Annotated in this window: 20 protein-coding genes; 14 read left to right on the top strand and 6 right to left on the bottom strand. The window is 68.2% G+C overall.

Features of this window, described 5'->3' with window-relative positions; all coding sequences use genetic code 11:
* The first annotated feature begins 24 nt into the window (after positions 1-24).
* Positions 25-684, top strand: coding sequence for a Maf family protein (locus AC5RWD_RS06865; protein WP_494019299.1), 660 nt, complete (start codon positions 25-27; stop codon positions 682-684).
* Between the two features lie 102 nt (positions 685-786).
* Positions 787-2,598: an acetyl/propionyl/methylcrotonyl-CoA carboxylase subunit alpha gene (locus AC5RWD_RS06860; RefSeq protein ID WP_494019298.1), complete on the top strand. Its 1,812-nt coding sequence runs from the start codon at positions 787-789 to the stop codon at positions 2,596-2,598.
* Between the two features lie 114 nt (positions 2,599-2,712).
* On the opposite strand, the gene AC5RWD_RS06855 is transcribed toward AC5RWD_RS06860, so the two are convergent.
* Entirely contained in the window at positions 2,713-4,125 is a 1,413-nt protein-coding gene (locus AC5RWD_RS06855) for an MFS transporter (RefSeq protein ID WP_494019297.1), read from the bottom strand.
* A 279-nt stretch (positions 4,126-4,404) separates the two neighbouring features.
* Between AC5RWD_RS06855 and AC5RWD_RS06850 the strand changes: the two genes are divergently transcribed.
* The 4 genes from AC5RWD_RS06850 to AC5RWD_RS06835 all read left to right on the top strand — a co-directional run bounded on the left by AC5RWD_RS06850 (position 4,405) and on the right by AC5RWD_RS06835 (position 10,389).
* Entirely contained in the window at positions 4,405-5,838 is a 1,434-nt protein-coding gene (locus tag AC5RWD_RS06850) for an MFS transporter (protein WP_494019296.1), read from the top strand.
* Position 5,839: 1 nt separating this feature from the next.
* Positions 5,840-8,053 carry a molybdopterin oxidoreductase family protein gene (locus tag AC5RWD_RS06845; protein ID WP_494019295.1) on the top strand — a complete coding sequence of 738 codons (2,214 nt, stop codon included), beginning with the start codon at positions 5,840-5,842 and terminating at the stop codon, positions 8,051-8,053.
* Positions 8,050-9,612, top strand: coding sequence for an FAD-dependent oxidoreductase (locus AC5RWD_RS06840; RefSeq protein WP_494019294.1), 1,563 nt, complete (start codon positions 8,050-8,052; stop codon positions 9,610-9,612). Before AC5RWD_RS06845 ends, AC5RWD_RS06840 begins: the two co-directional genes overlap by 4 nt.
* Before the next feature lie 69 nt (positions 9,613-9,681).
* The gene (locus AC5RWD_RS06835; protein ID WP_494019293.1) at positions 9,682-10,389 is read left to right on the top strand and encodes a hypothetical protein; all 708 of its coding nucleotides are present in this window, start codon (positions 9,682-9,684) and stop codon (positions 10,387-10,389) included.
* A gap of 34 nt (positions 10,390-10,423) precedes the next feature.
* On the opposite strand, the gene AC5RWD_RS06830 is transcribed toward AC5RWD_RS06835, so the two are convergent.
* Positions 10,424-10,804 (bottom strand): hypothetical protein, encoded by a 381-nt coding sequence (locus AC5RWD_RS06830; protein WP_494019292.1) that lies wholly within the window; start codon positions 10,802-10,804, stop codon positions 10,424-10,426.
* Between the two features lie 182 nt (positions 10,805-10,986).
* A complete protein-coding gene (locus tag AC5RWD_RS06825; protein WP_494019291.1) occupies positions 10,987-12,402 on the bottom strand; it encodes an NAD(P)H-quinone dehydrogenase in 1,416 nt (471 codons plus the stop codon).
* A 117-nt stretch (positions 12,403-12,519) separates the two neighbouring features.
* Between AC5RWD_RS06825 and AC5RWD_RS06820 the strand changes: the two genes are divergently transcribed.
* A complete protein-coding gene (locus AC5RWD_RS06820; protein ID WP_494019290.1) occupies positions 12,520-13,338 on the top strand; it encodes a purine-nucleoside phosphorylase in 819 nt (272 codons plus the stop codon).
* Here AC5RWD_RS06820 and AC5RWD_RS06815 read toward each other — a convergent pair.
* Complete coding sequence (locus tag AC5RWD_RS06815; RefSeq protein ID WP_494019289.1) at positions 13,335-13,829, bottom strand: RrF2 family transcriptional regulator; 495 nt, start codon at positions 13,827-13,829, stop codon at positions 13,335-13,337. The genes AC5RWD_RS06820 and AC5RWD_RS06815 overlap by 4 nt on opposite strands.
* A gap of 132 nt (positions 13,830-13,961) precedes the next feature.
* On the opposite strand from AC5RWD_RS06815, the gene AC5RWD_RS06810 reads away from it, so the two are divergent.
* The gene (locus AC5RWD_RS06810) at positions 13,962-15,731 is read left to right on the top strand and encodes a phospho-sugar mutase (protein ID WP_494019288.1); all 1,770 of its coding nucleotides are present in this window, start codon (positions 13,962-13,964) and stop codon (positions 15,729-15,731) included.
* A 32-nt stretch (positions 15,732-15,763) separates the two neighbouring features.
* On the opposite strand, the gene nirD is transcribed toward AC5RWD_RS06810, so the two are convergent.
* Positions 15,764-16,126 (bottom strand): nitrite reductase small subunit NirD, encoded by a 363-nt coding sequence (nirD, locus tag AC5RWD_RS06805; RefSeq protein WP_494019287.1) that lies wholly within the window; start codon positions 16,124-16,126, stop codon positions 15,764-15,766.
* Positions 16,127-16,421: 295 nt separating this feature from the next.
* Here nirD and nirB point away from each other — a divergent pair, with 295 nt between their 5' ends.
* From nirB to AC5RWD_RS06775, 6 genes are all read left to right on the top strand, one after another.
* Positions 16,422-19,067 carry a nitrite reductase large subunit NirB gene (nirB, locus tag AC5RWD_RS06800; RefSeq protein ID WP_494019286.1) on the top strand — a complete coding sequence of 882 codons (2,646 nt, stop codon included), beginning with the start codon at positions 16,422-16,424 and terminating at the stop codon, positions 19,065-19,067.
* A 2-nt stretch (positions 19,068-19,069) separates the two neighbouring features.
* A complete protein-coding gene (cobA, locus tag AC5RWD_RS06795) occupies positions 19,070-20,104 on the top strand; it encodes a uroporphyrinogen-III C-methyltransferase (RefSeq protein WP_494019285.1) in 1,035 nt (344 codons plus the stop codon).
* A 14-nt stretch (positions 20,105-20,118) separates the two neighbouring features.
* Entirely contained in the window at positions 20,119-21,270 is a 1,152-nt protein-coding gene (locus AC5RWD_RS06790; protein ID WP_494019284.1) for a uroporphyrinogen-III synthase, read from the top strand.
* 252 nt (positions 21,271-21,522) lie between these two features.
* Complete coding sequence (locus AC5RWD_RS06785) at positions 21,523-22,383, top strand: FAD-dependent oxidoreductase (protein WP_494019283.1); 861 nt, start codon at positions 21,523-21,525, stop codon at positions 22,381-22,383.
* Positions 22,384-22,466: 83 nt separating this feature from the next.
* Positions 22,467-23,210 (top strand): deoxyribose-phosphate aldolase, encoded by a 744-nt coding sequence (gene deoC / locus AC5RWD_RS06780; protein WP_494019282.1) that lies wholly within the window; start codon positions 22,467-22,469, stop codon positions 23,208-23,210.
* 46 nt (positions 23,211-23,256) lie between these two features.
* On the top strand, positions 23,257-23,490 hold the full coding sequence (locus tag AC5RWD_RS06775; protein WP_494019281.1) for a hypothetical protein: 234 nt from the start codon (positions 23,257-23,259) through the stop codon (positions 23,488-23,490).
* A gap of 75 nt (positions 23,491-23,565) precedes the next feature.
* On the opposite strand, the gene AC5RWD_RS06770 is transcribed toward AC5RWD_RS06775, so the two are convergent.
* Positions 23,566-24,387 (bottom strand): metal-dependent hydrolase, encoded by an 822-nt coding sequence (locus AC5RWD_RS06770; protein ID WP_494019280.1) that lies wholly within the window; start codon positions 24,385-24,387, stop codon positions 23,566-23,568.
* Positions 24,388-24,389: the final 2 nt, after the last annotated feature.

Here is a 24,389-nt window from a genome sequence, read left to right as displayed (position 1 = left end):
GCCGGGATGAATTAAGCTGGAGCCGTGACCCGCCTCATTCTTGCCTCCCAGTCCCCCGCCCGCACCAAGCTCCTGACTGAGGCCGGCATCGAACACGAAGTCCTCGTGTCCGACGTCGACGAGGACGCCGTGCAGGAACGCTACGGCGTTACCGATCCACACGACACCGCCCTGCTCCTGGCCCGGGCCAAGGCCGAGGCCGTCGCGTCGCTGCCGGCGGCTGAAGGGGCGCTGGTGCTCGGCTGCGATTCGGTTTTTGAGTTCGACGGCGAGTCGCACGGCAAGCCGTACACCGTGGACGTGGCCAGGCAACGGATGCTGCGGATGAGCGGCAACAGCGGGGTCCTGCACACCGGCCACTGGCTGGTGGACTGCCGCGACACGGACGACGACGGGGGCTCCGGCGCGACGCTGGGCAGCGTTGCCTCCGCCGAGGTGCACTTCATGGAGATGCAACTCGCGGAGATCGACGCCTACATCGCCACCGGCGAGCCGCTGCACTGCGCCGGTTCCTTCACGATCGACGGTTTGGGCGGCGCCTTCATCCGGAAAGTCGACGGCGACCCGCACGCCGTCGTGGGGTTGTCGGTATCCACCCTGCGCTCCCTGCTGGCCCAGGCGAACGTGAGCATCACCGAGTTCTGGCAGGACCTGCCCGACTCGGCAATTTCCGGGGAGTTGTAGCTTCCCTACAAAGGCCGGGCCTCTTACACGCGGATTCCGCCAGCAATATCAGCGGATTCCTCAAAATCAGGCTAGGCTCCCTGAAGGAAAGAAGGAGTCGTCTTGTCAGTAAAGCCGGAGCAGTCCGCAGGTCCAGTGCATTCAAAAATCACCAAGGTTCTGATCGCGAACCGCGGTGAAATCGCCGTCCGCATCATCCGCGCAGCCCGGGACGAGGGCATCACCTCGGTCGCCGTCTACGCGGATCCTGACCGGGACGCCCTCCACGTCCGGCTCGCCGACGAAGCATATGCCCTGGGCGGCAACACGGCAGCCGAGTCCTACCTCGTCATGGACAAGCTGCTCGAGGTGGCCCGCCAGTCCGGCGCCGACGCCATCCACCCCGGTTATGGCTTCCTGGCCGAGAACGCCCAGTTCGCAGCCAAGGTCATCGACGCCGGCATCACCTGGATCGGCCCGTCGCCGGAAGCCATTTCCGCGCTGGGAGACAAGGTCCAGGCCCGCCACATCGCCGAGAAGGTGGGCGCCCCGCAGGTGCCCGGCACCGCCGACCCCGTGGAATCCGCCGAGGAAATCCTCGAGTTCGTCGACAAGTTCGGCCTGCCCGTGGCCATCAAGGCCGCCTTCGGCGGCGGCGGCCGCGGCATCAAAGTGGCCCGCACCCGGGAGGAAATCCCCGAGCTCTTCGATTCCGCCGTCCGCGAGGCCACCGCAGCCTTCGGCCGTGGCGAGTGCTTCATCGAGCGGTTCCTCGACTCCCCGCGCCACGTCGAAACCCAGTGCCTCGCAGACGCGCACGGCAACGTTGTAGTGGTCTCCACCCGCGACTGCTCACTCCAGCGCCGCAACCAGAAGCTCGTGGAGGAGGCTCCGGCACCCTTCCTTACGGAGGACCAGAACCGGCGCCTCTACGAATCATCCAAGGCCATCCTGAAGGAAGCCGGCTACCTCGGCGCCGGCACCTGCGAGTTCCTCGTGGGCCAGGACGGCACCATCTCCTTCCTCGAGGTCAACACCCGCCTGCAGGTGGAGCACTGCGTCTCGGAGGAAGTCACCGGCATCGACCTGGTCCGCGAGCAGTTCCGCCTGGCCTGCGGCGAGGAGCTGGGCTACGGCGACCCCGAGGTCCGCGGCCACTCCTTCGAGTTCCGCATCACCGGCGAGGATCCGGGCCGCAACTTCATGCCCGCACCCGGCACCGTGAGCACCCTGAAGAACCCCACCGGCCCCGGCATCCGCATTGACTCCGGCATCGAAGAGGGCGACGTCATCAGCGGCAACTTCGATTCGATGCTGTCCAAGCTGATCGTCACCGGAGCGACCCGCCCCCAGGCCCTGCAGCGCGCCCGCCGCGCCCTTGAGGAGATGGTGGTGGAAGGCATTCCCACCGTCATTCCCTTCGACCTGGCCGTGGTCAGCAACCCGGCGTTCGCGCCGGCCGAGGGTCCGTTCAGCGTCCACACCCGCTGGATCGAAACCGAGTTCGTCAACGACCTTCCCGCCTGGACACCCAACGGCGCCGCGCCGGAGGGTGAGGACGCCGGTGAGCGCCGCACCGTCGTGGTGGAGGTGGGCGGCAAGCGCCTGGAGGTGGCACTGCCCGCCAGCCTCGGCTTCGCCGGAGCGGCAGCAGCCGGCGCGAAGCCGGCCAAGTCCAAGAAGCGCAGCCGCGCCGGCGGCGCCACCGCCGCCGCGGGCGGCAACGCCCTGGCCTCCCCCATGCAGGGAACAATCGTTAAGGTGGCCGTGGCCGAGGGTGACGTCGTCGCCGAAGGTGATCTCGTCGTCGTACTTGAGGCGATGAAGATGGAACAGCCGCTCACGGCACACCGTGCCGGCACCATTACCGGCCTGTCCGCCGCGGCCGGCCAGACAGTGGCGGCGGGCGCCGTCATCGCAACGATCGAAGACTAAGGCGGCCGGCGCGCCCCCCGCCCCGTCTATTCAGCGCATGAAAATGCCCGGTGTGATTTCACACCGGGCATTTTCGCTTCCGCGGTCAAACGCTTCCGCAGCTAAACCTGGAAATCAGGCCACGTTGTTCTCGTAGTCCGTGTCCTTGGTCTCGCGGGTGATCCACAGCGCGATGAACGTCAGCACGGCAGCCGCCGCCATGTACACGCCGACGAGCCAGGTGCTGCCGCCGGCTACCTGCCACAGGGCAATCGCGATGAACGATGCCGGTGCGGCCCCAATGACGCTGGAGAGGTTGTACGCAACAGCCGAGCCGGTGTACCGCACGTTGGCGGGGAACAGCTCGGGCAGGATCGCCGCCATCGGGCCGAAGGTCAGTCCCATCAGCGTGAAGCCGATAATGAGGCCGACGATTGCCGCGCCGGGTCCGGGGCCGAACATGGTGAACCACAGCGCGCCGAACACGAAGATGCCGGCGGTGACGCCCATGAGGAACTTGCGGCGCCCCCACTTCTCCGCCAGCGGGCCGGACACGAGGGTGAAGATGCCGAAGAAGACGACGCCGAGGATCAGCATCCAGAGGAAGTCGCCGCGGGGAACACCCAGGCCGGGAACAAAGTTGGCCACCTCGGCGGCGGACATCGGCTTGCCGGCCTTTTCTGCGGCGGCCTGCGCGGCCGCAACGGAGGCCGGCTTGGTGCCGTAGGTCAGGGTGAAGGAGGTCATGATGTAGAACAACACGTACGTGGCCAGCATGATGAAGGTTCCAGCCAGCACCGGGCGCCAGTGGCTCCTGAAGGTGGCGGTGAAGGGAACCTTGGCTACCTTGTCTTCCTTCAGCACCTTCTGGAAGGAGAGGCTCTCCACGAGCTTCAGCCGGACGTAGAGGCCCACGATCACCAGCACGGCGCTGAGCAGGAACGGTACGCGCCAGCCCCAGGCCGCGAATTCCTCGGGGCTGAGGGCGGCGTTGAACCAGATGAAAAGCAGGTTGGCCAGGATAAAGCCGATGGGGGCGCCGAGCTGCGGGAACGTTCCGTAGATGGCGCGCTTGCCCTGGGGTGCGTTCTCGGTGGCCAGGAGTGCGGCGCCGGACCACTCACCGCCCAGCGCCAGGCCCTGGGCGAAGCGCAGCAGCACGAGCAGCAGCGGCGCGAGGATTGTCCAGCCGGCGACGGAGGCCGTCGGCAGCAGGCCGATGAAGAAGGTGGCGAGGCCCATGGTGAGGAGGGAGGCCACCAGGGTGCCCTTGCGGCCGAATTTGTCGCCGAAGTGCCCGAACAGGACAGAACCGATGGGCCGGGCGATGAACGCCACGCCAAAGATGGCGAAGGAGCTCAGGAGCGCGTTGATCTCGGTTGCCTGGGGGAAGAACAGCTTGGGGAAAACCAGCACCGACGCGGTGGCGTAGATGTAGAAGTCGTAGAACTCGATCGTCGTTCCGATGAGGCTGGCAAAGATCACTTTGCCCTTGGAGTTCACCGGTTTGGCGGTGCCATGTTCCGTTGACGTTGCAGGCGATGACATGTGGGGACGCTTTCATGAGAACTGGAGTGGCCTCGCACGGAAGCCCTCCAAACAAGGGGATAAAACAGAGTTCAATCTTAGTTCCCGCCGTCCATGCGACGGACAAGCGGTCCAGTATCCGGACTTTCCGGTTTGTCTCAACATGAGGTCGTCCGACAAGCCTAACGCCGCCCGCAGCGGGCTGATAGGCAAATGTCACAGCACGTTAACAAACCGCGACCGTCTGCGAAACGCGCCTTCCCTACCTTGGAAGGACAACATTCCCCAAGGAGGTACACCGTGACTGCTGACCGCACCGCAGACGCCGGAACCCACAATTCCCTCGATCTTGCCGCCGCCACCACCACCGGCGCCCTCGATGCTCCTGCACTCGAAGTGCGCCCGGGCCGCTGGATCGCCAACTGGGACGCCGAGAACAAGCACCAGTGGGAAACCCAGGGCCGCTCCATCGCGCGCCGCAACCTCAACTGGTCCATCTTCGCCGAGTTCCTCGGCTTCGTTGTCTGGCAGCTCTGGTCCATCGTGGTGGTCCAGCTGCCCGCCGCAGGATTCACGTTCAGCACCTCCGAAATCTTCTGGCTGATCTCCATGCCGAGCCTCGTCGGCGCCACGCTCCGGATTCCCTACACGTTCATGGTTCCGCGCTTCGGCGGCCGGAACTGGACGATCGTCTCCGCGCTGCTCCTGCTGATCCCCTCGATCGGACTGGCCCTGTGCGTCTCCAATCCGGAAACACCGTTCGGCGTCATGCTGCTGGTGGCTGCACTGGCCGGCTTCGGCGGCGGCAACTTCGCCAGCTCGATGGCCAACATCACCTTCTTCTACCCCGCCCGTGAAAAGGGCTGGGCACTGGGCCTGAACGCCGCCGGCGGCAACCTCGGCGCAGCCGTGGCGCAGCTTGCTGTCCCGATCGCCATCACGCTGCTCGCCGCCGGCACGGTCAACCTGCCTGTAGCCGGGCTCATGTGGGTGCCGCTGATCCTGCTGGCAGCGTTCGGCGCCTACAAGTACATGAACAACCTCACCAGTGCCAAGGGCGACGTGGCCGGGTCCCTTGCAGCGATCAAGGAACCCCACCTGTGGGTCATGGCCCTGCTGTACATCGGAACGTTCGGCTCCTTCATCGGCTTCGCCGGCGTCTTCCCCAAGCTCATCAAGGACTACTTCCCGGCCTTCTCCTCCATCTCCGTCGGCGCAGTCGCACTCTCGCTGGCCTTCCTCGGTCCGCTGGTCGGCTCGCTGGCCCGCCCCTACGGCGGACGGATGGCTGACCGCATGGGCGGGGCGCGGATGACCGTGTCAGCCTTCGCCGCCATGGGCCTCATCACCCTGACGATGATCTGGACGCTGCCGCTGAAGAACTTCTGGCTCTTCCTGGTCCTGTTCCTGATGCTCTTCACGGCCAGCGGCTTCGGAAACGGCGCCACCTACCGCATGATCCCGGTGATCTTCGCGACCTCCAGCCGCGCGGCCCGCTCCGGGGCCAGCTCGGTGGAGACCCAGCGCCTCGCCTCCTCCGCACTCGGCCTGATCTCCGCCATCGGCGCCTACGGCGGGTTCGTCATCCCCCAGGTGCTGAACGCCTCCAACACCGCCAGCGGCTCCTACACGCCGGCCTTCTACGGCTTCGTCGGAGCGTACGCCCTGATGCTCACGGTCTGCTGGTTCTGCTACATCCGCAACGCCAACCGAAACGCGATGGGACACGTCTAACATGACCAAAAGCGCCGACACGCACTGCCCTTACTGCGCCTTGCAGTGCGCCATGACGCTCAAGTCCCCAGCGGCCAAGGCCGCAACGGGCCCGGCCCCGGCTGTGCAGCCGGGGCCAGGCCCCGTGCCGGCTGCCGCCCTCGAGGTCAGCGGCCGCGACTTCCCCACTAACCGCGGCGGCCTCTGCCGCAAGGGGTGGACATCAGCCTCGCTCCTGCAGCACCCCGGACGCGTCACCGAGCCCATGTTCAAAGGGCCCGACGGCATCTTCCGCCCCATCTCCTGGGACGAGGCCCTCGGCCGCGTCACCGCAGCCGTCAAAGACGCCCGCGCCAGGTACGGTGCGGACTCCGTCGGCGTCTTCGGCGGCGGCGGCCTCACCAACGAAAAGGCGTACCAGCTGGGCAAGTTCGCCCGCCTCGCTCTCGGCACCTCCCGGATCGACTACAACGGCCGGTTCTGCATGTCGTCGGCCGCCGCCGCGGGCATGCGGGCCTTCGGCCTGGACCGCGGGCTGCCCTTCCCGCTTGAGGCGCTCGACACGGCCAGCACCATCCTGATGCTCGGCTCCAACGTCGCCGAGACCATGCCGCCGTTCGTCCAGCACCTGCAGGGCGTCCGCGACGCCGGCGGCCTCATCGTGGTGGACCCGCGGCGTTCCGCCACCGCCGCGTTCACCTCCGACGGCGGCGGCATCCACCTGCAGCCCCTTCCAGGCACCGACCTCACGCTCCTGCTGGGCCTCTCCCACGTGGTGATCCACGAAGGACTGCTCGACGCCGAATACATCCAGGCCCGCACCAGCGGCTTCGACGCCGTGGTCCGGTCCGTCAACGCCTACTGGCCGGAGCGCGTCCAGTCCATCACCGGCGTTCCCGCAGAACTCATCCGCGAAACGGCCCGCCGGCTGGCCAGTGGCGCCCGCCGGGGCGGCAGCTACATCCTGACCGGACGCGGCGTGGAACAGCATGTGGACGGCACCGACACCGCCACGGCAGCCATCAACCTCAGCCTCCTGCTGGGCCTGCCCGGCAGCACCCGCAGCGGCTACGGCACGCTCACCGGCCAGGGCAACGGCCAGGGCGGCCGCGAGCACGGCCAGAAAGCCGACCAGCTGCCCGGCTACCGCAAGATCACCGACCCCGCCGCCCGGGCACACATGGCCAAGGTCTGGAACGTCCCCGAGGCGCTCATTCCGGGCCCCGGCCTGCCGGCCGTGCAGCTGCTCAAAACACTGGGACAGCCCGACGGCGTCCACTGCCTCTTCGTGCACGCCTCCAACATCGCCGTCGCCTCGCCGGATGCCAACGCCGTCATCCGCGGGCTCCGCAGCCTGGATTTCCTCGTGGTCTGCGACTTCTTCATGTCCGAGACCGCAGCCGAGGCCGACCTCGTCCTGCCGGTGCTGCAGTGGGCTGAGGAGGAAGGCACGCTGACCAACCTCGAAGGCCGCGTCCTCCGCCGGCGCCAGGCGATCCAGCCGCCCGCCGGTGCCCGCAGCGAGCTGTGGATCATGGCCCGGCTGGCCGAGGCCCTGGACGCGCCGTCCACCTACAGCGACGACCCGGAGACGGTCTTCGAGGAACTGCGACTGGCCTCCGCCGGTGGAGCGGCCGACTACTCCGGCATTGACTACGCCATGCTGGACAGCGGCGCGGCAGCGTACTGGCCCTACCCTGCCGGCAGCACCGGCACCCCGCGCCTGTTCCTGGATGCGTTTGCCCATCCGGACGGCAAGGCGGTCATGACACCGGTGGCGCCCAGACGCCGCCGTGCTTCAATGGCTGACCCCGGCCGGGACATCGGAGCTCCGGCCGCCAAAGCCATGACCCTCATTACCGGCCGCCTGCTGGAGCACTACCAGTCGGGCGCGCAGACCCGGCGGGTGGCGGAGCTGCTGGCGTCCCAGCCCGAAGCCAGGATGCAGATCCACCCGGCTGCCGCCGCGGCCATGGGCATCACGGACGGCGCGGAGGTCTCGGTGGCCAATGAGCGCGGCCAAGTGGTCTGCCGGGCGGAGCTCAGCACCGCCATCCGCCCCGAGACCGTCTTCCTGCCGTTCCACTTCCCCGAACTGGAAAGCGCGAACCGGCTCACGGAAGCGGCCACGGATCCCATTTCGGGAATGCCCGAATTCAAATTCAACAAAGTGTGGGTCCGGCTGGCATCGGACCCCCGAATCACCAGTGTTCTTCAGACATCGGAGGCCTCATGAGCGAGCAGATTGTAATTGTCGGATTCGGTCCGGTGGCGGCCCGGCTGGTCGACGAACTGCTGCCCGCCCTGCGGGCCGGGCAGGTGGGGCTGACGGTCATCGGCCAGGAAACCGAGGCCGCGTACAACCGCGTGCTGGTGGCCGACCTCGGGGTTGGCCGCACCACTGCCGAGGCGCTGGCCCTTGCCGACGCCGCAGCCCTGGTGGCCGACGGCGTGGATGTCCGGCTCGGCGTGAAGGTCAGGCGCGTGGACCGCGCACGGCAGACCGTCAACCTCTCCGACGGCACCTCGGCCCACTACGACCGGCTGGTCTTCGCCACCGGTTCACGGCCCGTGATCCCCAACCTGACAGGGCTTAATCCGGACCCCGCGGCTCCCGTCCTGCCGCCGGGCGTCACGGCACTTCGAGACCTCCGCGACGCCGAGGTGCTGCGCACGGCAGTGGAGGGCAGCAAGCGCGTGGTGGTCCTGGGCGGCGGCGTGCTGGGGCTCGAGACGGCCCTCGCCGCCGCAGAGGAAGGCGCCACGGTCACCGTGGTGCACAACGGCCCGCACCCGCTGGGCCGCAATATCGACCGCGGCGGCGGCGCCGTCCTGGCCGCGAGCCTGCGCAACTGCGGCGTCCGGATCGCCGGCAACGCCCGTTCCACGGGCATTGAGCACAACGCGCCCGACGGCGGGTTCTCGGCTTTGCTGCTCGACGACGGATCGGCGATCGACGGCGACCTGCTGGTGCTGTCCTGCGGCGTCCGGCCGCGGATTGAGCTCGCCGAGGGCTGCGGGCTCTCCACCGGAACAGGCATTCTGGTGGACCACCGGCTGCGCGCACACCACGAGCCGCACATCTTTGCGATCGGTGACTGTGCCGAGGTCCGCTGCCCGGATCCGGCCTGCATCGAGTGCCGCACCGCGCGGGGACCGTCCGGCCTGGTGGGTCCCGGCTGGCGGCAGGCCGAATGGCTCGCCGAATACCTCCTGCTGCTGTCCGAGGGTGCCGCGGAGGACGCCGACTCGCTGCCCCCGCTCCCGCAGGAAAAGCCGGGCGTGATCGTCCTGAAGGCGCGCGGCATGAACATGGCGGTGGCCGGGGACAACTCCGCAGAGCCCTGGGATGAGGAAGTCCTGGCTGCCGGCGCCGTCAACGGCAGGCCGCGCCTGCAGATCGCCCAGTGGGCAGACCCCGAGCACGGGCGCTACGTCAAGATGACCACCCGCGGCGGAGTGCTGGAGGGCCTGGTCAGCGTGGGCATGCCGCGCACCGCCGGGGAGCTCGTGCAGCTCTTCGAGCGCGGCGCCGAACTGCCCGCGGACAGGTCCCTCCTCCTGCGCCTCGACGGACCCGACCAGCTGGCGCCGGCGGGCGCCTCCAACGACCCCGAGAGCACGGTCTGCCGCTGCGCAGGCGTAAGCGGAGGCAAGATCGCCGATGCCGCAGCCGGCGGCTGCTCCACGGTGGCCGAGGTTTCCGCGGCAACCCGTGCCGGTACCGGCTGCGGCGGATGCCACGACGACATCAAGGGACTGATCGAGCGCCACTTTCAGGGAGCTGCCGCCTGAGGCCGCCTAGTAACCGGGGCCACGTCACACAAATCGGGCATGCCGCAGCAGGCCGGTAGCATCGGGACCATGAATGCCGACGAAGACGACGACATCACCGAAGAACTGCTGGCCGATGCCGAAAAGCTCACCGGACTGAGCCTTGAGCTCCTGGGGCTGGACCCGCACCCCGACGACATGACCGCCGAGCAGCGGCTCCAGTTCGACCCCGAGGATCTTGCCGAGATGGCCGCAGCGGACCCCGGCGAGCGGGAGCGGTCCGTGCGCCAGACCCGCCTGCTGGCGGGCCTGCTGTGGAACTCATCCAGCATCCTCATCGACCAGCTGTTCCGCGACCTTGGCACACTGCAGGGACTGGACACCGTCACCCCCGAGGCCATCGCCGGAACGTCAGTGCTGTCCTCGCTGCCCCCGCAGTTCGCTGCCAGCTACGACGCTAAGTTCACGCAGCGGTTCATTGTGGTGGCATCGGACGTCACGGCGTCCCTTGCCCGCGGCTGGACCGCCCCGGGCTGCCTCGCAGGCGAACTCGCGGTGCATTGCCTGCTTGACCAGGCCCGGATCACCGAGGACATCTACGAACTGGACCTGCCCGAGGAATGGCGGGCCACCGTTGAGGAAGTCCTGCTGGAAGACGCCGACGCGGAAACCCTGTACGCGGACGGCGCCGCCGGAGCGGACGCCGCCGTCGACCCGCACGCCGGAAACCTGGACATCCGGCACTGGTTCGAGCCCCTCGCGCCCGGCGACGCCGTTCCCCCGTACGCCTGCTCCTGAGCCGCCGGCCACCAGCCCGGAGGTCCAGCGGCGGCTACTTGCGTCCGCGTCCGGCTTCCGTTTCCGTGATGTTGAAGGAACCGTCCAGCTTTACTGTGGCCCGCGAGCCGTCAGCCTTCGTGATGTGGGCTTCGTAGACCGCGCCCTCGGCGTCGGTCTCAACCCGGTGGACCGTCGCGCCGGGGTTGGCCGCCAGCACCGCGTTCCGCACCCGTGTGGCAGTGCTCCCCGTCAGCAGCTGCTCGGTAATCCCGTTGGCCTGGTGGCCACCTTCGGCGGAGTCCGTGCTGGACTGGCTTCCCGTACCGCTGGTGGACGAGGCAATGACGGGATACCCCATGGCGAGATAGGCCCCGCCGCCCACGAGGGCAGCTATGAGGGCGGTGTTGATTGCGGCTTTTTGGACAGTGATCATGGCACGCTCCTGGCTTCCGCGGTCCGGCCGTTCGGAAGGAAATCTCCGCATGGCTGACCGCTGGTGATCGGTCTGTCGGAGCCCGGCGCCGCCAATCCCGGGGATCGACAGTCTGAATTTTACTCAGCTCTGCCGGTGGCGACTAGGAGAATGCCGCCATTCACAGGTTGGGCGGCAGCCACTTACATGTGCACGTGCAGGCGCCGTGCGGCCTCGGAGATGGAGCCGCTCAGCGACGGGTACACCGTGAAGGTGCTGGCGACGTCGTCGACGTGCAGTTTCTGCTTCACCGCGATGGAGATGGCGAAGATCAGCTCCGAGGCGTTCGCGCCGACCACCACGCCGCCGATCACGGTGCCCGAACCCTTGCGGGCGAAGATCTTGACGAACCCGTCCTTGACGTTGCGCATCTTGGCGCGGGCATTGCTCTGCAGGGAGAGCTTGACGATGTCCCCCTGGTACTTGCCGGATTCGATCTCGGCCTCGGAAACACCCACTGACGCGATCTCGGGCGACGTGAAGATGTTGGACGCCACCTGGTGCAGCTTGATAGGGGTCACTTGGTCACCCAGGAAGTGCGCAATCGCGATCCGGCCCTGCATGGCGGCCACGGAGGCGAGCGCCAGGACACCGGTGCAGTCGCCGGCGGCGTAGATGTTCGGCGCAGTGGTGCGGGACACCCCGTCCACCTTGATGTGGCCGCTTTCGGTCAGCGCCACACCCGCTTCCTCCAGGCCGATGCCGGCGGTGTTGGGAATGGAACCCACGCACACCAGGCAGTGGCTGCCGGTGACCTTGGAGCCGTCGCCGAGGGTGACCACCACCCCGTCGTCGGTCCGTTCCACTGCCTCGGCCCGCGAACGGGACAGTACTGTCACGCCGCGGCGTTCGAAAACGTCCTCCAGGACCTCGGCGGCGTCGGTGTCGGATCCCGGTAGGACGCGGTCGCGGCTGGAGATCAGGGTGACCTTCGAGCCCAGGCCGTTGTAGGCGGAGGCGAACTCGGCGCCTGTCACGCCGGAGCCCACCACGATCAGTTCTTCCGGCAGCTCGTCCAGGTTGTAGATCTGCGCCCAGTTCAGGATCCGCTCGCCGTCCGGTCGTGCCGTGGGCAGCTCCCGCGGGTGCGCCCCGACGGTCAGCAGGATGGCGTCGGCCTCGACCGTTTCGGTTCCGTCGGCGGTCAGGACCTCGATGGTGTGGTTGTCCACCAGCTTCCCGGAGCCGTTCAGGATCCGGACGTTCTGGTGCTCCAGGCCCGTCTGGATGTCGAGGGACTGCTGGCGGGCGAGGCCGAGCAAGCGGTCGTTGATGTGCTTGAGGTCGGCGCGCATGACCGGAACGAAGTCCCCGCCGTCGACGTCGAACTTGACCCCCAGCTCCCCGGCGCCGCTGACGCGGGTCATCAGGTCCGACGTCGCGATCAGCGTCTTGGACGGCACGACGTCGGTCAGCACCGCGGAGCCGCCGAGGCCTGAGCGCTCGATGATGGTGACTTGGGCTCCCAGCGAGGCGGCCACCATGGCGGCTTCATAGCCACCCGGACCTCCGCCGAGAATTGCGATTCGGGGGGCGCTGAAATCAGGATGCATAGTCACAAACGACTATTCTCCTGCATCCTGCGCCGGACCACCAACCGTCCCGGGCAGGCCGGGCGGGCCCAGGGGACGCGTTCCTGCTGCCCGCAGCGGCTCCGGCACGGTAGCTTGGACCGGGTGAGCACAACAGATTTCCTGGACACGGACCCCTTCGAAGCAGCCCGGACGGCCGCGGACTACATCGCGTCGGAGACCGGCGTCGAAGCACACGACACCGCCCTGGTCCTGGGCTCCGGCTGGGCCGAGGCCGCCGACCTCATCGGCGAGACCACCGCGACGCTGGCCGCCTCGGAGGTCCCCGGCTTTTCCGCCCCGGCCGTGGAGGGACATGTGGGCACGATCCGTTCCGTGCTGACCCGGGAAGGCAAGCGCGCACTGGTCCTCGGTGCCCGCACCCACTACTACGAGGGCAAGGGCGTCCGCGCCGTTGCCCACGGCGTGCGCACCGCGGCAGCCGCCGGCTGCCGGACACTGGTGATCACCAACGGCTGCGGCGGACTCAACGAAGAGTGGGCTCCGGGCACCCCCGTGCTCATCAAAGATCACATCAACCTCACCGCGGCGTCTCCGCTCGAAGGCGCAACGTTCGTGGACCTGACCGATCTGTACTCATCCCGGCTCCGTGATCTGGCCCGCGACGTTGACCCGTCCCTGAACGAAGGTGTCTACGCCCAGTTCACCGGCCCGCACTATGAGACGCCGGCAGAAGTGCAGTACGCCAAGCGGATCGGCGCCGATTTGGTGGGCATGTCCACAGCCCTGGAAGCCATCGCCGCCCGGCACGCCGGCATGGAGGTCTTCGGCATCTCGCTGGTCACCAACCTCGCGGCCGGCATCAGCCCGACCCCGCTGAGCCATGAGGAAGTGCTCGAAGCCGGACACGCCGCCGGGCCGCGCATCTCCAAGCTCCTGGCGGAAATCATCGGCCGGCTCTAGTCCCGCCCGTTGCTTGCGGCAAAAAGCAGGGCGAGCGAGTCGGCACGCGCCTGGGGAAAGCGCCGTTCGAGGGACTGCGCAATGCCGGCCACGGTCTGCCGCGCGAGTTCGGTGCGCCAGGCCAGCTCCGCCTGGCGCATGGACTGCGAAATGATGCAGCTCCTAAGGTAGTCCTGGTCCTCGTCACCGCCGGGGCAGTTCGCCAGGATGCCGTCGCACCGGAACGCCAGCTCCCGGCCTTCGATGGCCAGCACCACGTCCAGCACTGAGATCCGGTCAGCACGGCGAGCCAGCTGGAACCCTCCCCTGGGGCCGGACACGGACTGCAGGACGCCCGCCCGCACCAGGCACTGAAGCTGCTTGTTCAGGTATGCCGGCGGCAGCTTGTACAGCTCGGCCAGCCGTCCGCTGCTGACCGGGTCCCCCGCGGGCGCCCACGCCATGTTGACGCAGCAGTGGAGGGCCCACTCCACCCCCTGGTTCAACTTCACAACCCAGACGCTACGTGTCCAGAATTTTAGCTGTCAAGGAGCGTTCCGGCGCCCCCGGAGCGGTGCAGTTATGACAGGCCCGCTGCCCGGTCCGGCACCGCTCCCCCGGGTTTTGACGATAGTTTGGTTTCCATGACGCCTTCCGAAGCCGATCTGCAGCTGCTCAATGACGCCCGTGCCTGGGCTGCCCAGGATCCGGACCCGCGCACCGCGGCAACGCTGACCGAACTCGTGAAGCTCACCGAGGCCGGCACGCCCGCCGCGCGGCAGGACCTGGAAGACAGCTTCCGGGGAACGCTGCAGTTCGGAACGGCAGGCCTGCGCGCCGCCCTGGGCCCGGGGCCCAACCGGATGAACCGCGTCGTGGTCCGGCGCGCAGCGGCGGGCTTCGCAAATTTCCTGGTCCGCGCGGTGGCGGAGGCTGCGCCCGGCACACGGCCACGCGCCGTCGTCGGCTATGACGCCCGCTACAACTCAGACATCTTCGCCGCGGAGACGGCGGCGGTGCTCACCGCAGCCGGAATTGAGACGTTCCTGATGCCTGCTGCCCTGCCGACGCCGCTGCTGGCGTACGGGGTCCGGGCGCTGGAATGCGACGGCGGTGTGATGGTCACCGCCAGCCACAACCCTCCGCAGGACAACGGCTACAAGGTGTACCTCGGCCGCCATGCCGTGGAGGAAAACGGCCGGGGTGCGCAGATCGTGGCGCCGTACGATGCCGCGATCGCCACCGAAATCAGCAACGTGGGTGACCTTGCCTCGATCCCGCTGGCCCAGGACGGCTGGACGGTCCTGGACGACGGGATAGTCCAGGACTACGAGGCCGCCACGGCGGGGCTTGCCGACCGCGGGCTGTTCCCGGCCCGGAACCTGAAAATCGTCCTGACACCGTTGCACGGCGTAGGCGGCACCACGGCTGTCGCCGTCCTCCGGGCAGCCGGGTTCACCGACGTGACGCTGGTCAGCGAGCAGGCCGAGCCGGACCCGGACTTCCCCACCGTGAGTTTTCCCAACCCCGAGGAACCCGGCGCCCTGGATCTGGCGCTCGGCGCAGCGATGCAGGCCGACGCGGACATTGTCCTGGCCAACGACCCCGACGCGGACCGTGCCGCCGTGGCCGCGAAGGACCCGGACACGGGGGCGTGGCGGATGCTGCGCGGCGATGAAGTGGGCGCCCTCCTGGGCGCGCATGTCGTGGCTCGGCTGGCCGCCGCCGGGGTGGACGGCTCCGAACAGCACGGCTCCGAAGGGGATGCGGGCGGCCGGGTGTTCGCCAATTCGATCGTTTCGTCCCGGCTGCTTTCACGCATCGCCGCGGCAGCCGGGTACGCCCATGAGGAGACTCTCACAGGGTTCAAGTGGATTTCCCGGGTGCCGGGCCTCGTCTACGGCTATGAGGAGGCGCTGGGCTACTGCGTCGCACCGGATCTGGTCCGCGACAAGGACGGACTGTCCGCCGCGGTGCTGATCGCGGAGCTGGCGGCCGCGGCCAAGTCCGGGGGCAAGACAATCTTCGACACCCTGGACGAGCTGTACCTGGTCCACGGGCTGCACGCGAGTGACCAGCTGAACATCCGCGTGGGTGACCTCGGCCTGCTGGACGCCATGATGAACCGGCTGCGGGTCAACCCGCCCGAATCGTTTGGCGGTTCGGCCGTGGAGTCATTCGTGGATCTGGCCGAAGGCAGCGAACACCTGCCCCCGACCGACGGACTGCTCTATGTGACCAGGGACCTCAGCCGTGTGATCATCCGGCCCAGCGGCACGGAGCCGAAACTCAAGTGCTACCTGGAGGTCATCAGGAGCGTCGGGTCTGCAGCCGAACTGCCCGAAGCCCGGCTCGCTGCCAGGGCCGCGCTGGACCAGGTGCTCACTGACGTGCGCGAGGCCCTGGGCCTGTAGCTGATTCCTGGTCCGGCTTTAGAAACCCAGCCCTAGAGCTCAACCTCGATGACGCCATCGACAATGCGCGTAGCGAACGTGGCCAGGCGCAGGTCCCCGTTGCTGAAGCACTCGCCCGTCTCGAGGTCGTAGACCTCCTTGTGCAGCGGCGAGGCGATGGTGGGGCGCGTGCCGCGTGAGCCGAGGATGCCGCGTGCCATGACGAATGCGCCGGTGGCCGGGTCCTCCTGGGCTACGGCAAAAACCTCACGGGGCGCCGTGCGGAACAGGGCCACCTGACGGCCGGCCACCAGTGCCGCTTCGCCCCAGGCCAGTTCCAGGTCCTCCACGGCGCAGACGCTGTGCCAGCCTGCATATCCGGTGGCGAGATCCTCAAGTTCCAGTGTTGCCGTCATGTCCGGCTCCTCTCCCTTTTGCGTGCTTTCCGGCGGCGGGCCGGTCCTGCGAGACGTGTAGTTGCGCCTGCTGTTGCCGCAGCTGCGGCCGTATACCAAAGCTAGGGCGGCGGTGTTTCGAAGGGGTGCAGTCAATGTGTCAAGAACGTAAAAGACACCTCACATGGCCCGAAACAAGCCCGTGATGCAGAAGTTAAGTTCACGAAACAAAAGGGAAACTGAAGCGAAACTGCGCCTCCCTAGTCTGGATGGACAAGCTGCAGAGCACCGTCTGCGGCCCAGCGAAAGGCCCACAGTGACCGAACAGACTTCAACCTCATCGACTCCGCGCCGCATTGTGGTCGCCGGCGGCGGCCCTGCAGCCCACCGTTTTGCGGACGCCATGCATGCCCGCGGCCTCGAAGGCTGGCAGGTAACTGTTCTAACCGAGGAAGCCCACCTGCCCTATGACCGCGTTGCCCTCAGCAAGGCCCTCACGGACAGCACCGTTGACCTGACGCTGGGTGCCGCTTCCATGTGGGACCACGAATCGCTCACCCTCCGGACCGGAGAGCGCGTGGTGAAGATCAACACGGCGGGCAAGTCCGTTGAAACCGCAGCCGGCAACACCTATGAATACGACGAACTGGTGGTCGCCACCGGTTCGGACGCCGCCCGGCTCCCGCTGCCCGGCGCCGAGCGTGTGCATGTCTATCGCACCCTCGAGGACGTCTGGGCCATCAACAAGTCCATCGCCGAACTCACCGAAAAGCTCGGCCGCAAGGTCAACGCCGTCACCATCGGCGGCGGGCTCCTGGGCCTCGAATCCGCGGCCGGCACCGAACAGCTCGGCGCCACCCCCGTCGTCATCAATGGCGCCCCCTGGCTCATGAACACCCAGCTCGACGAAGGCGCCGGGCAGGCCCTGGGCCGCCTCATCGAGGCGAAGGGCTTCGAAGTCCACGGCGGCGTGTTCCCGTCCGAAATCCAGGCGGACGACGACGGCCAGGTCACCGGTGTACTCATGGCAGACGGCCGCGTCATCCCCGCAGACATCGTCATCGTGGCCATCGGCGTCAGGCCCCGCGACGAGCTCTTCCGCGCCGCCGAAGGCGAAGAGTCCCTGTTTGACCTGGGCCCTCGCGGCGGAGTGGTGATCAACGACTACTGCGCCACCCAGGTGCCCGGTGTCTGGGCCATCGGTGAGGTAGCAAACTTCGAAGGCATGTGCCTGGGCCTGGTGGCCCCGGCCAACACGATGGCCGAGATCGTCGCCGACCGGCTGCACGGCGGCGAGGCCACGTTCCCCGGTTTCGACACCGCCACCAAGCTCAAGCTTTCGGGCGTGGACGTGGCCAGTTTCGGCGACGCGTTCGCCAGGACGGAGCACGCCCTCGAAATTGTTTACGCCGACCCGGCCCGCGGCGTCTACCAGAAGATCGTCACCACCGATGACGCCAAGACGCTCCTCGGCGGCATCTTCGTCGGCGACGCAGCACCCTACACCAGCCTCCGCCCGCTCCTGGGCCGTGAGCTCCCGGCCGAACCGGGCGCCTACCTGACCGCCGCCGGCGGCGGGGAAGCCCCCGAGACCGAACTGCCGGACGACGCCACCCTATGCTCCTGCAACAACGTCACCGCCGGGACCATCCGCGACGCCATCAACGGCTGCGGCGCCTGCGACGGCAACGCCCCCGTCCAGGAACTCGGCGAACTCAAGGGCTGCACCCGCGCCGGAACCCAGTGCGGTTCCTGCGTGCCGATGCTGAAGAAGCTGCTGGAAACCGAACTGACCAAGTCCGGCGTCGAGGTCTCGAAGGCCCTCTGCGAGCACATCGAGCTGTCCCGCCAGGAACTGTTCGACGCCATCCGCGTCCTGGAACTGACCTCCTTTGAGGAGATCATGGCCAAGTACGGCACCGGCGCAGGCTGCGACATCTGCAAGCCGACCATCGCCAACATCCTCGCCAGCCAGAACAGCAACTACGTCCTGGACGCCGGCCGCGGCACCCTGCAGGACACCAACGACCGCGCGCTGGCCAACATGCAGAAGGACGGCACCTACTCGGTGGTCCCCCGCATCGCCGGCGGCGAGATCACCCCGAAGAAGCTCGGCGTCATCGCCGCCGTCGCCGAAAAGTACAACCTGTACACCAAGATCACCGGCGGCCAGCGCATCGACATGTTCGGTGCCCGGCTGGAGCAGCTCCCGGAGATCTGGAAGGAGCTGGTGGACGCCGGCTTCGAATCCGGCCAAGCCTACGGCAAGAGCCTGCGCACGGTGAAGTCCTGCGTCGGTTCCACTTGGTGCCGCTTCGGCGTCCAAGACTCGGTGGCCATGGCCATCCAGCTGGAACTGCGCTACCGCGGCCTCCGCAGCCCGCACAAGCTCAAGATGGGCGTGTCCGGCTGTGCCCGGGAGTGCGCCGAGGCCCGCGGCAAGGACGTCGGCGTGATCGCCACCGCGGACGGCTGGAACCTGTACGTCGGCGGCAACGGCGGTGCCACCCCGGCCCACGCCCAGCTGCTGGCCAAGGACCTGGACGACGAGACGCTGATCAAGTACATCGACCGCTACTTCATGTACTACATCCGCACGGCCGACCGCCTGCAGCGCACCGCGCGCTGGCAGGAGGAACTCGACGGCGGCATCAAGCATGTCGAGGACGTCGTGGTGCACGACACCCTGGGCATCGCCGAGGACCTCGAGGCAGCCATGGCCAAGCACGTGGACACCTACGTCGACGAGTGGGCAGACACCCTGAAGGACCCCGAGCGCCTGCGCCGGTTCCGCTCCTTCGTCAACGCCCCCGACCAGAAGGACGACTCCATCACCTTCGTCCCGGACGAGCGCGGCCAGATGCGCCCGGCCACGGCCGAGGAGAAGGCGCTGGCCGGTCAGCAGCCAGTGCTGATCGGGGCCTCCATCCCCATGCGTCCCCGCGATGAGAACGAGGTATAGGCATGCAGCTCAGCATTGATCTCACCGGCCGCGAGGTCCTGGTCACCGGTTCGGATTTCGCCGCGCGCCAGGCCGTCCGCCGCTATGAGGCAGCCGGCGCCCTCGTCTCGCGCCTGAGCACCCCGCAGGGGGCCGGGCACGACGGTCCCCTGCCCGAGCGTCCCTTCCTGGTCGCGGCGGTGGACGACGGCCAGACCGGCTGGGAGCCGCTGCTGGACCGCTGCCGCGCCGCCGGCATCCCGGTGGCGGCCGAACCGGCCGCCGGCCGGGCCGGCCACGTCACGCTGGTTGGCGGCGGACCGGGCACCGGCGAACTGCTGACCGTGGCGGCCGTCAAGGCCCTGCGCGATGCCGACGTCGTGTTCTACGACCGGCTGGCCCCCTACCAGGAGCTGACATCCCTCACCTCCGCCGAGCTGGTCGACGTCGGAAAGCGCCCGGGACACCACAAGGTCAGCCAAGGCGACATCGAGAAGCTTATGGTTGCCTCGGCCCTGGAAGGCAACAACGTGGTCCGCCTCAAGGGCGGCGACCCGTACGTCTTCGGCCGCGGCGGTGAGGAAGTTGCTTCCTGTGTCGCCGCCGGCGTCCCCGTCCGCGTCATTTCCGGCGTGACCAGCGCCATCTCCGTGCCGGCCGCCGCGGGCATCCCGGTGACGCACCGCGAAGTCAGCCACATGTTCACCGTGGTGTCCGGCCACGCGCCGCTCACGGAGAAGGAACTCACGCACCTGGCTGGCCTCGGCGGAACCATCGTGGTGCTGATGGGCATCGGCACGCTGCACCACCTCGCCGCCGGACTGCGCCGCGCCGGGATGCGCACGGACATGCCCATGGCGGTGGTGGAGCGCGGCTACCGGCCGGGCCAGAAGACCACCATCGCTGAACTGGGCACCATCACTACTGCCGCCGCCGGCTGCAGTAACCCCGCTGTCCTGGTGATCGGCGAGGTGGTGCGGGTGGCTGAGGCCAACCGCGGGCATGCCGAGGCCGCGGCGGAACTCGACCGTCTGGCGGCCTCGCTGCTGGGTTCGTGATAGGCATGAACGCAATGAATGCACTAGCCCCCGCTGACACACCGCCCACCGAGACCGCGCCGGAGGCGGCTGCCGAAGCCCCGCTGGAGGGCTTCCGGATCGGCGTGACATCCCACCGCCGTTCGCGGGACCTCATCGAGGCCCTGGAACGCCGCGGCGCGGAGGTCCTGCATGCCCCGGCCCTGAAGATCGCCCCGGTGAACGAGGACATCAGCCTCATCGAGGACACCAAGGCGATCATCGCGGCCAAACCCGATCTCTGCATCGCCACCACCGCGTACGGCATGCGCCGCTGGTGCGAGGCTGCGGATGCGTCGGGCATCGGCGAGGAGCTGCTGGAAACCCTGGGCGCCTGCCGGATGTTCGTCCGCGGACCCAAGGCCCGCGGCGCCGTGCGCGCCGCCGGCCTGGCCGACGTCGGAATCAGCAGCGACGAGACCACGGCCACGCTGGTGGACATGCTGCTGGCCGAGGGCGTGCGCGGCAAGACCGTGGCAGTGCAGCTGCACGGCTACACGGATGTCCGCCAGCTGGAACGGCTCCGGATGTCCGGCGCCACCGTCCTGACCGTGACCCCGTACCGCTGGGTCAAGCCCGACGGCGCCGACCGGCTGCCCCGGCTCATCGAGGCTGCCGTCAGCGGCAACCTCGACGTCCTCACCTTCACGAGTGCCCCCGCCGTGGACGCCATGTGGAGCACGGCCCATGAGATGGGACTGTACAAACAGCTGGTGGAGAGCCTGAAGACGACCGTAACGACCGCCGTCGTTGGTCCGGTGACGGCGCAGCCGCTGCTGGACGCAGGCATCACCCCGCTGGTGCCGGAACGGTTCCGGATGGGCGCGCTGATCCGGCTGGTGTGCGAGCACCTCGCGCTGAACCACGTCCGCCGCCTCGACACGCGCTCAGGAAACGTGGAACTGCGCGGCCGCTCGCTGCGCATCGACGGCGAGCCGGTGGAGATCGCCCCGGCGCCGCTGCTGCTGCTCCGGGCGCTGCTGGGCGCCGGCGGTGCGGTCCTTTCCCGCGAGTCCCTGTCCGAGCTCCTGGAACTGCGCGGCTCGGTGCACGCGCTGGACATGACGGTCAGCCGGCTGCGCTCATCCCTGCCGGACGGCAAGCTGGTGGAAACGGTGGTGAAGCGCGGCTACCGCATCCGCGTCTAGCGGACACCCGGTGTGATGCGAACAACAGAGGGAGTTTTTGTCCAGATCATGGCCCCAAAACGTCGATTAGGGCGCGATATCTGGACAAAAACTCCCTTTTGTTGCCGGGCGGTAAAAAGCATTGAACGGCGGGCGACAATTTCGCAATGGCAGGGAAACACCCGCGAAAAACGCTCCCCCTAGGCTGGGTCCCATCAGCACAACAGGGCCCGAGACCGGCCCGCCTGGTGCAGCATTCGAAAGGGCCCGCACATGTCCGCTACGGCACAGTTTCCGTCCCCCGCCACCCCGTCAGCCAAAATCCTGATTGCCGGGGCAGGCCCGGCCGCCCAGGCCCTCGTGGCCCAGCTCGCCGCCGCCCAGTTCCCCGGAACGGTCACCGTGCTGAGCAGCCGTGACGACGCCCCCGAGGACCTGCTGGAACTGGCCGCCCTGCCATTCGTTTCGGTGCGCTTCGGCCAGCCCGCCAGCCACATCGACGCCACCGCCAAGGTGGTCACCACCGCCGACGGCATGGAATTCCCGTACGACGAGCTGGTCATCGCCACCGGTTCGGCCCCGGTGCACTCGCCGGTGGACGGCTCCGGCCGCTGCCTCAGCTACTCCACCATCGATGACGCCGCCAAGATCGGCAACGCCGTCAAGGAAGTCACCCGGGTGCTGGGCCGCAGGCCGCTCGGCATCCTGGTGGGCACCGGTCCCTCCGCCGGGCAGGCCGAAGCGGTGCTTCGCGCCCGCGGTGTCCGTCCGGTCCGCACCACTGCCCGGCCCGCCGCCGTGGTACCCACCCTGGCCGGATCTGTGCTGCCGGCCGCGGGCATTGTGTTCGAGGACGGCAGCCGCATGAATGGCGACCTCGTGGTCCTCGCCGAGGACCGCGCGCCCCGGGACGGGCTGGCGGCCGCCGCCGGCGTAAAGACGGCGGCGGCGGGCGGTATCGTCGTCGGCCGCGACTTCCGCTCCTCCGTGCCGGGCATCTGGGCCATCGGGGATGCGGCAGCGTTCGACGGCGTGCGGCTGGGTCTGCTGGTGGCGTCCGGGTCCGCCGCCGGTGCCTGTGCGGCCGAGCTCATGGCGGCACTGTCCGCGGGGCAGCTGGCCATCGCTGCCTGACTTTCCCGCTGTGGCAGGATGGTTCGCAGGGACGCCGCGACACCCGGGGCGCCTTCGGCCTGAAGCCCATGGAAAGGACCAGCATGAGCAACGAAGCCAGCCCCGGAACGGGCACCGCGACCAGCCCCGCAGGATCTCCCGGGGAGGGCAGCGGGGCCCCGGGCATCGCTTCCTTCATCGACCACACGCTGCTGAAGCCGGAGGCCAGCGAGGCGGAAATCCTCAAGGTGTGTGCGGAGGCCGCCGAGTACAGGTTCAAGTCGGTGTGCGTGAACCCGGTGTGGGTCAAGACGGTCAAGACGGCACTCAAGGGAACCGGCGTGCTCACCTGTTCCGTGGTGGGCTTCCCGCTGGGCGCCACGCCCAGCGACGTCAAGGCGTTCGAGGCGCGCGGGGCCGTGCTGGACGGCGCCGACGAAGTGGACATGGTCATCGACATCGCTGCGGCCCGCGCCTCGGACCGGGGCGCCCTGGTGGACGACATCAAGGCCGTCGCCGAGGCCGTCCACGCCGAAGAAGCGATCCTCAAGGTCATCATCGAGACCGCCCTGCTCACCGATGACCAGAAGGTCCTGGCCTGCGAAGCGGCTGTGGAGGCCGGCGCCGACTTCGTCAAGACCTCCACGGGCTTCAACGGCGGCGGCGCCACCGCCGCCGACATCGCCCTCATGCGGCGCACCGTGGGCCCGGATGTGGGCGTCAAGGCCTCCGGCGGCGTGCGGTCCCTCGAGGACGCACAGGCTATGATTGCTGCAGGTGCAACACGTATTGGCGCCAGCTCCGGTATTGCAATCGTCAAAGGCGAACAGGGTTCGTCTGCGTACTGACCGGCGGCTGCCACAGTTTGAGCCCCGCGGGGCCGAGGAGGAATGAATGTCCAGCAAGATTGACCAGCAGGTAAAGACGCCCCAGAACGAGAACACGCTGGTTGGCAGCATCGTTCTGTTCGTCGTCATCATGGCCCTGTTCCTGGGTGCCATCTACTCGCTGTCCTTCCTGACGCTGGACAACCCGTGGCCGATGGCTGTGTGCCTTGGCCTGTTCGCCCTCGCCTTCTGGATCCCGCAGACCATCACCGGCCGCTCGGACAGCGCCGGCGAACACTAAAGACCAGCTGACCCAAAGCCGGAGCCCCGGACCGTGAACTGTTCACCGTCCGGGGCTTCGGCTTTTAAGTCCCGGTCACGGCAGGCCGAGCATGCTGCTGGCCAGCCGGCCGGCCAGGGCCAGCGCCGCAGGGAAATGGGTACCGGCCAGCGACCACGCGGCCAGGCACATTCCCACCATGGCGTAGCCGCTCACCGGAATCAGCACCAGCCACTCCCGCCGGGACCCTGCCCGGCCCAGCAGCGGGATGGAGAAGGCGCCGTTGGGCCGCCAGAAGTTCCGCAGCACCCACATCCGGCGCAGGAACTTCGGCGGCTTGATCACCAGCGGCCAGAGGAGCGGAACACCGCCGGTGGTCACCATGTCCCCCACGATGTGCACCACGACGCCGATCAGCATGGACATGGGCAGCCACGTCCACTGGTGGGGCGCAAACCAGGTCACCAGGCCGGCCATGACCAGGGCGAAGACCCAGTTGGTGATCCATCCGGACTTCGGAAACAGTTTCAGAGCCTTGGCCGCGATGTTGATCATGAACATGCACAGCAGCCCGGCACCCACGGACAGCACACCCCACGGCGTGTCCACCTGGATCTGCGCCGCGACCGCGGCGAGCAGCACGAACATGGCTGCCCCCAGCACCGAATGCGTGCCCTGCCGGTGGCCGCCGCTGGCATTCTCGATGCCCACGGCGATCATGTTGGACAGCGGCGGCAGCGAGTGTGCCACGGTGCTGGAGCGGTGGTCCCAGTCGCACACCAGGGCGGTGCCCGCCGTCGCCATGCCGCCGATCAGCACGCCGGTGGCGTCGAGCGGGTACCAGCCCAGGGTGTACGGCCCCGTCGCGGCAACAGCCACCCACGCCGCGGCTCCTGACGCGGCGTGGTGTCCTCCCATCA

This window comes from Arthrobacter sp. CMU6 (genome assembly GCF_059090205.1).
This window is presented reverse-complemented; position numbering and strand designations above follow the sequence as displayed.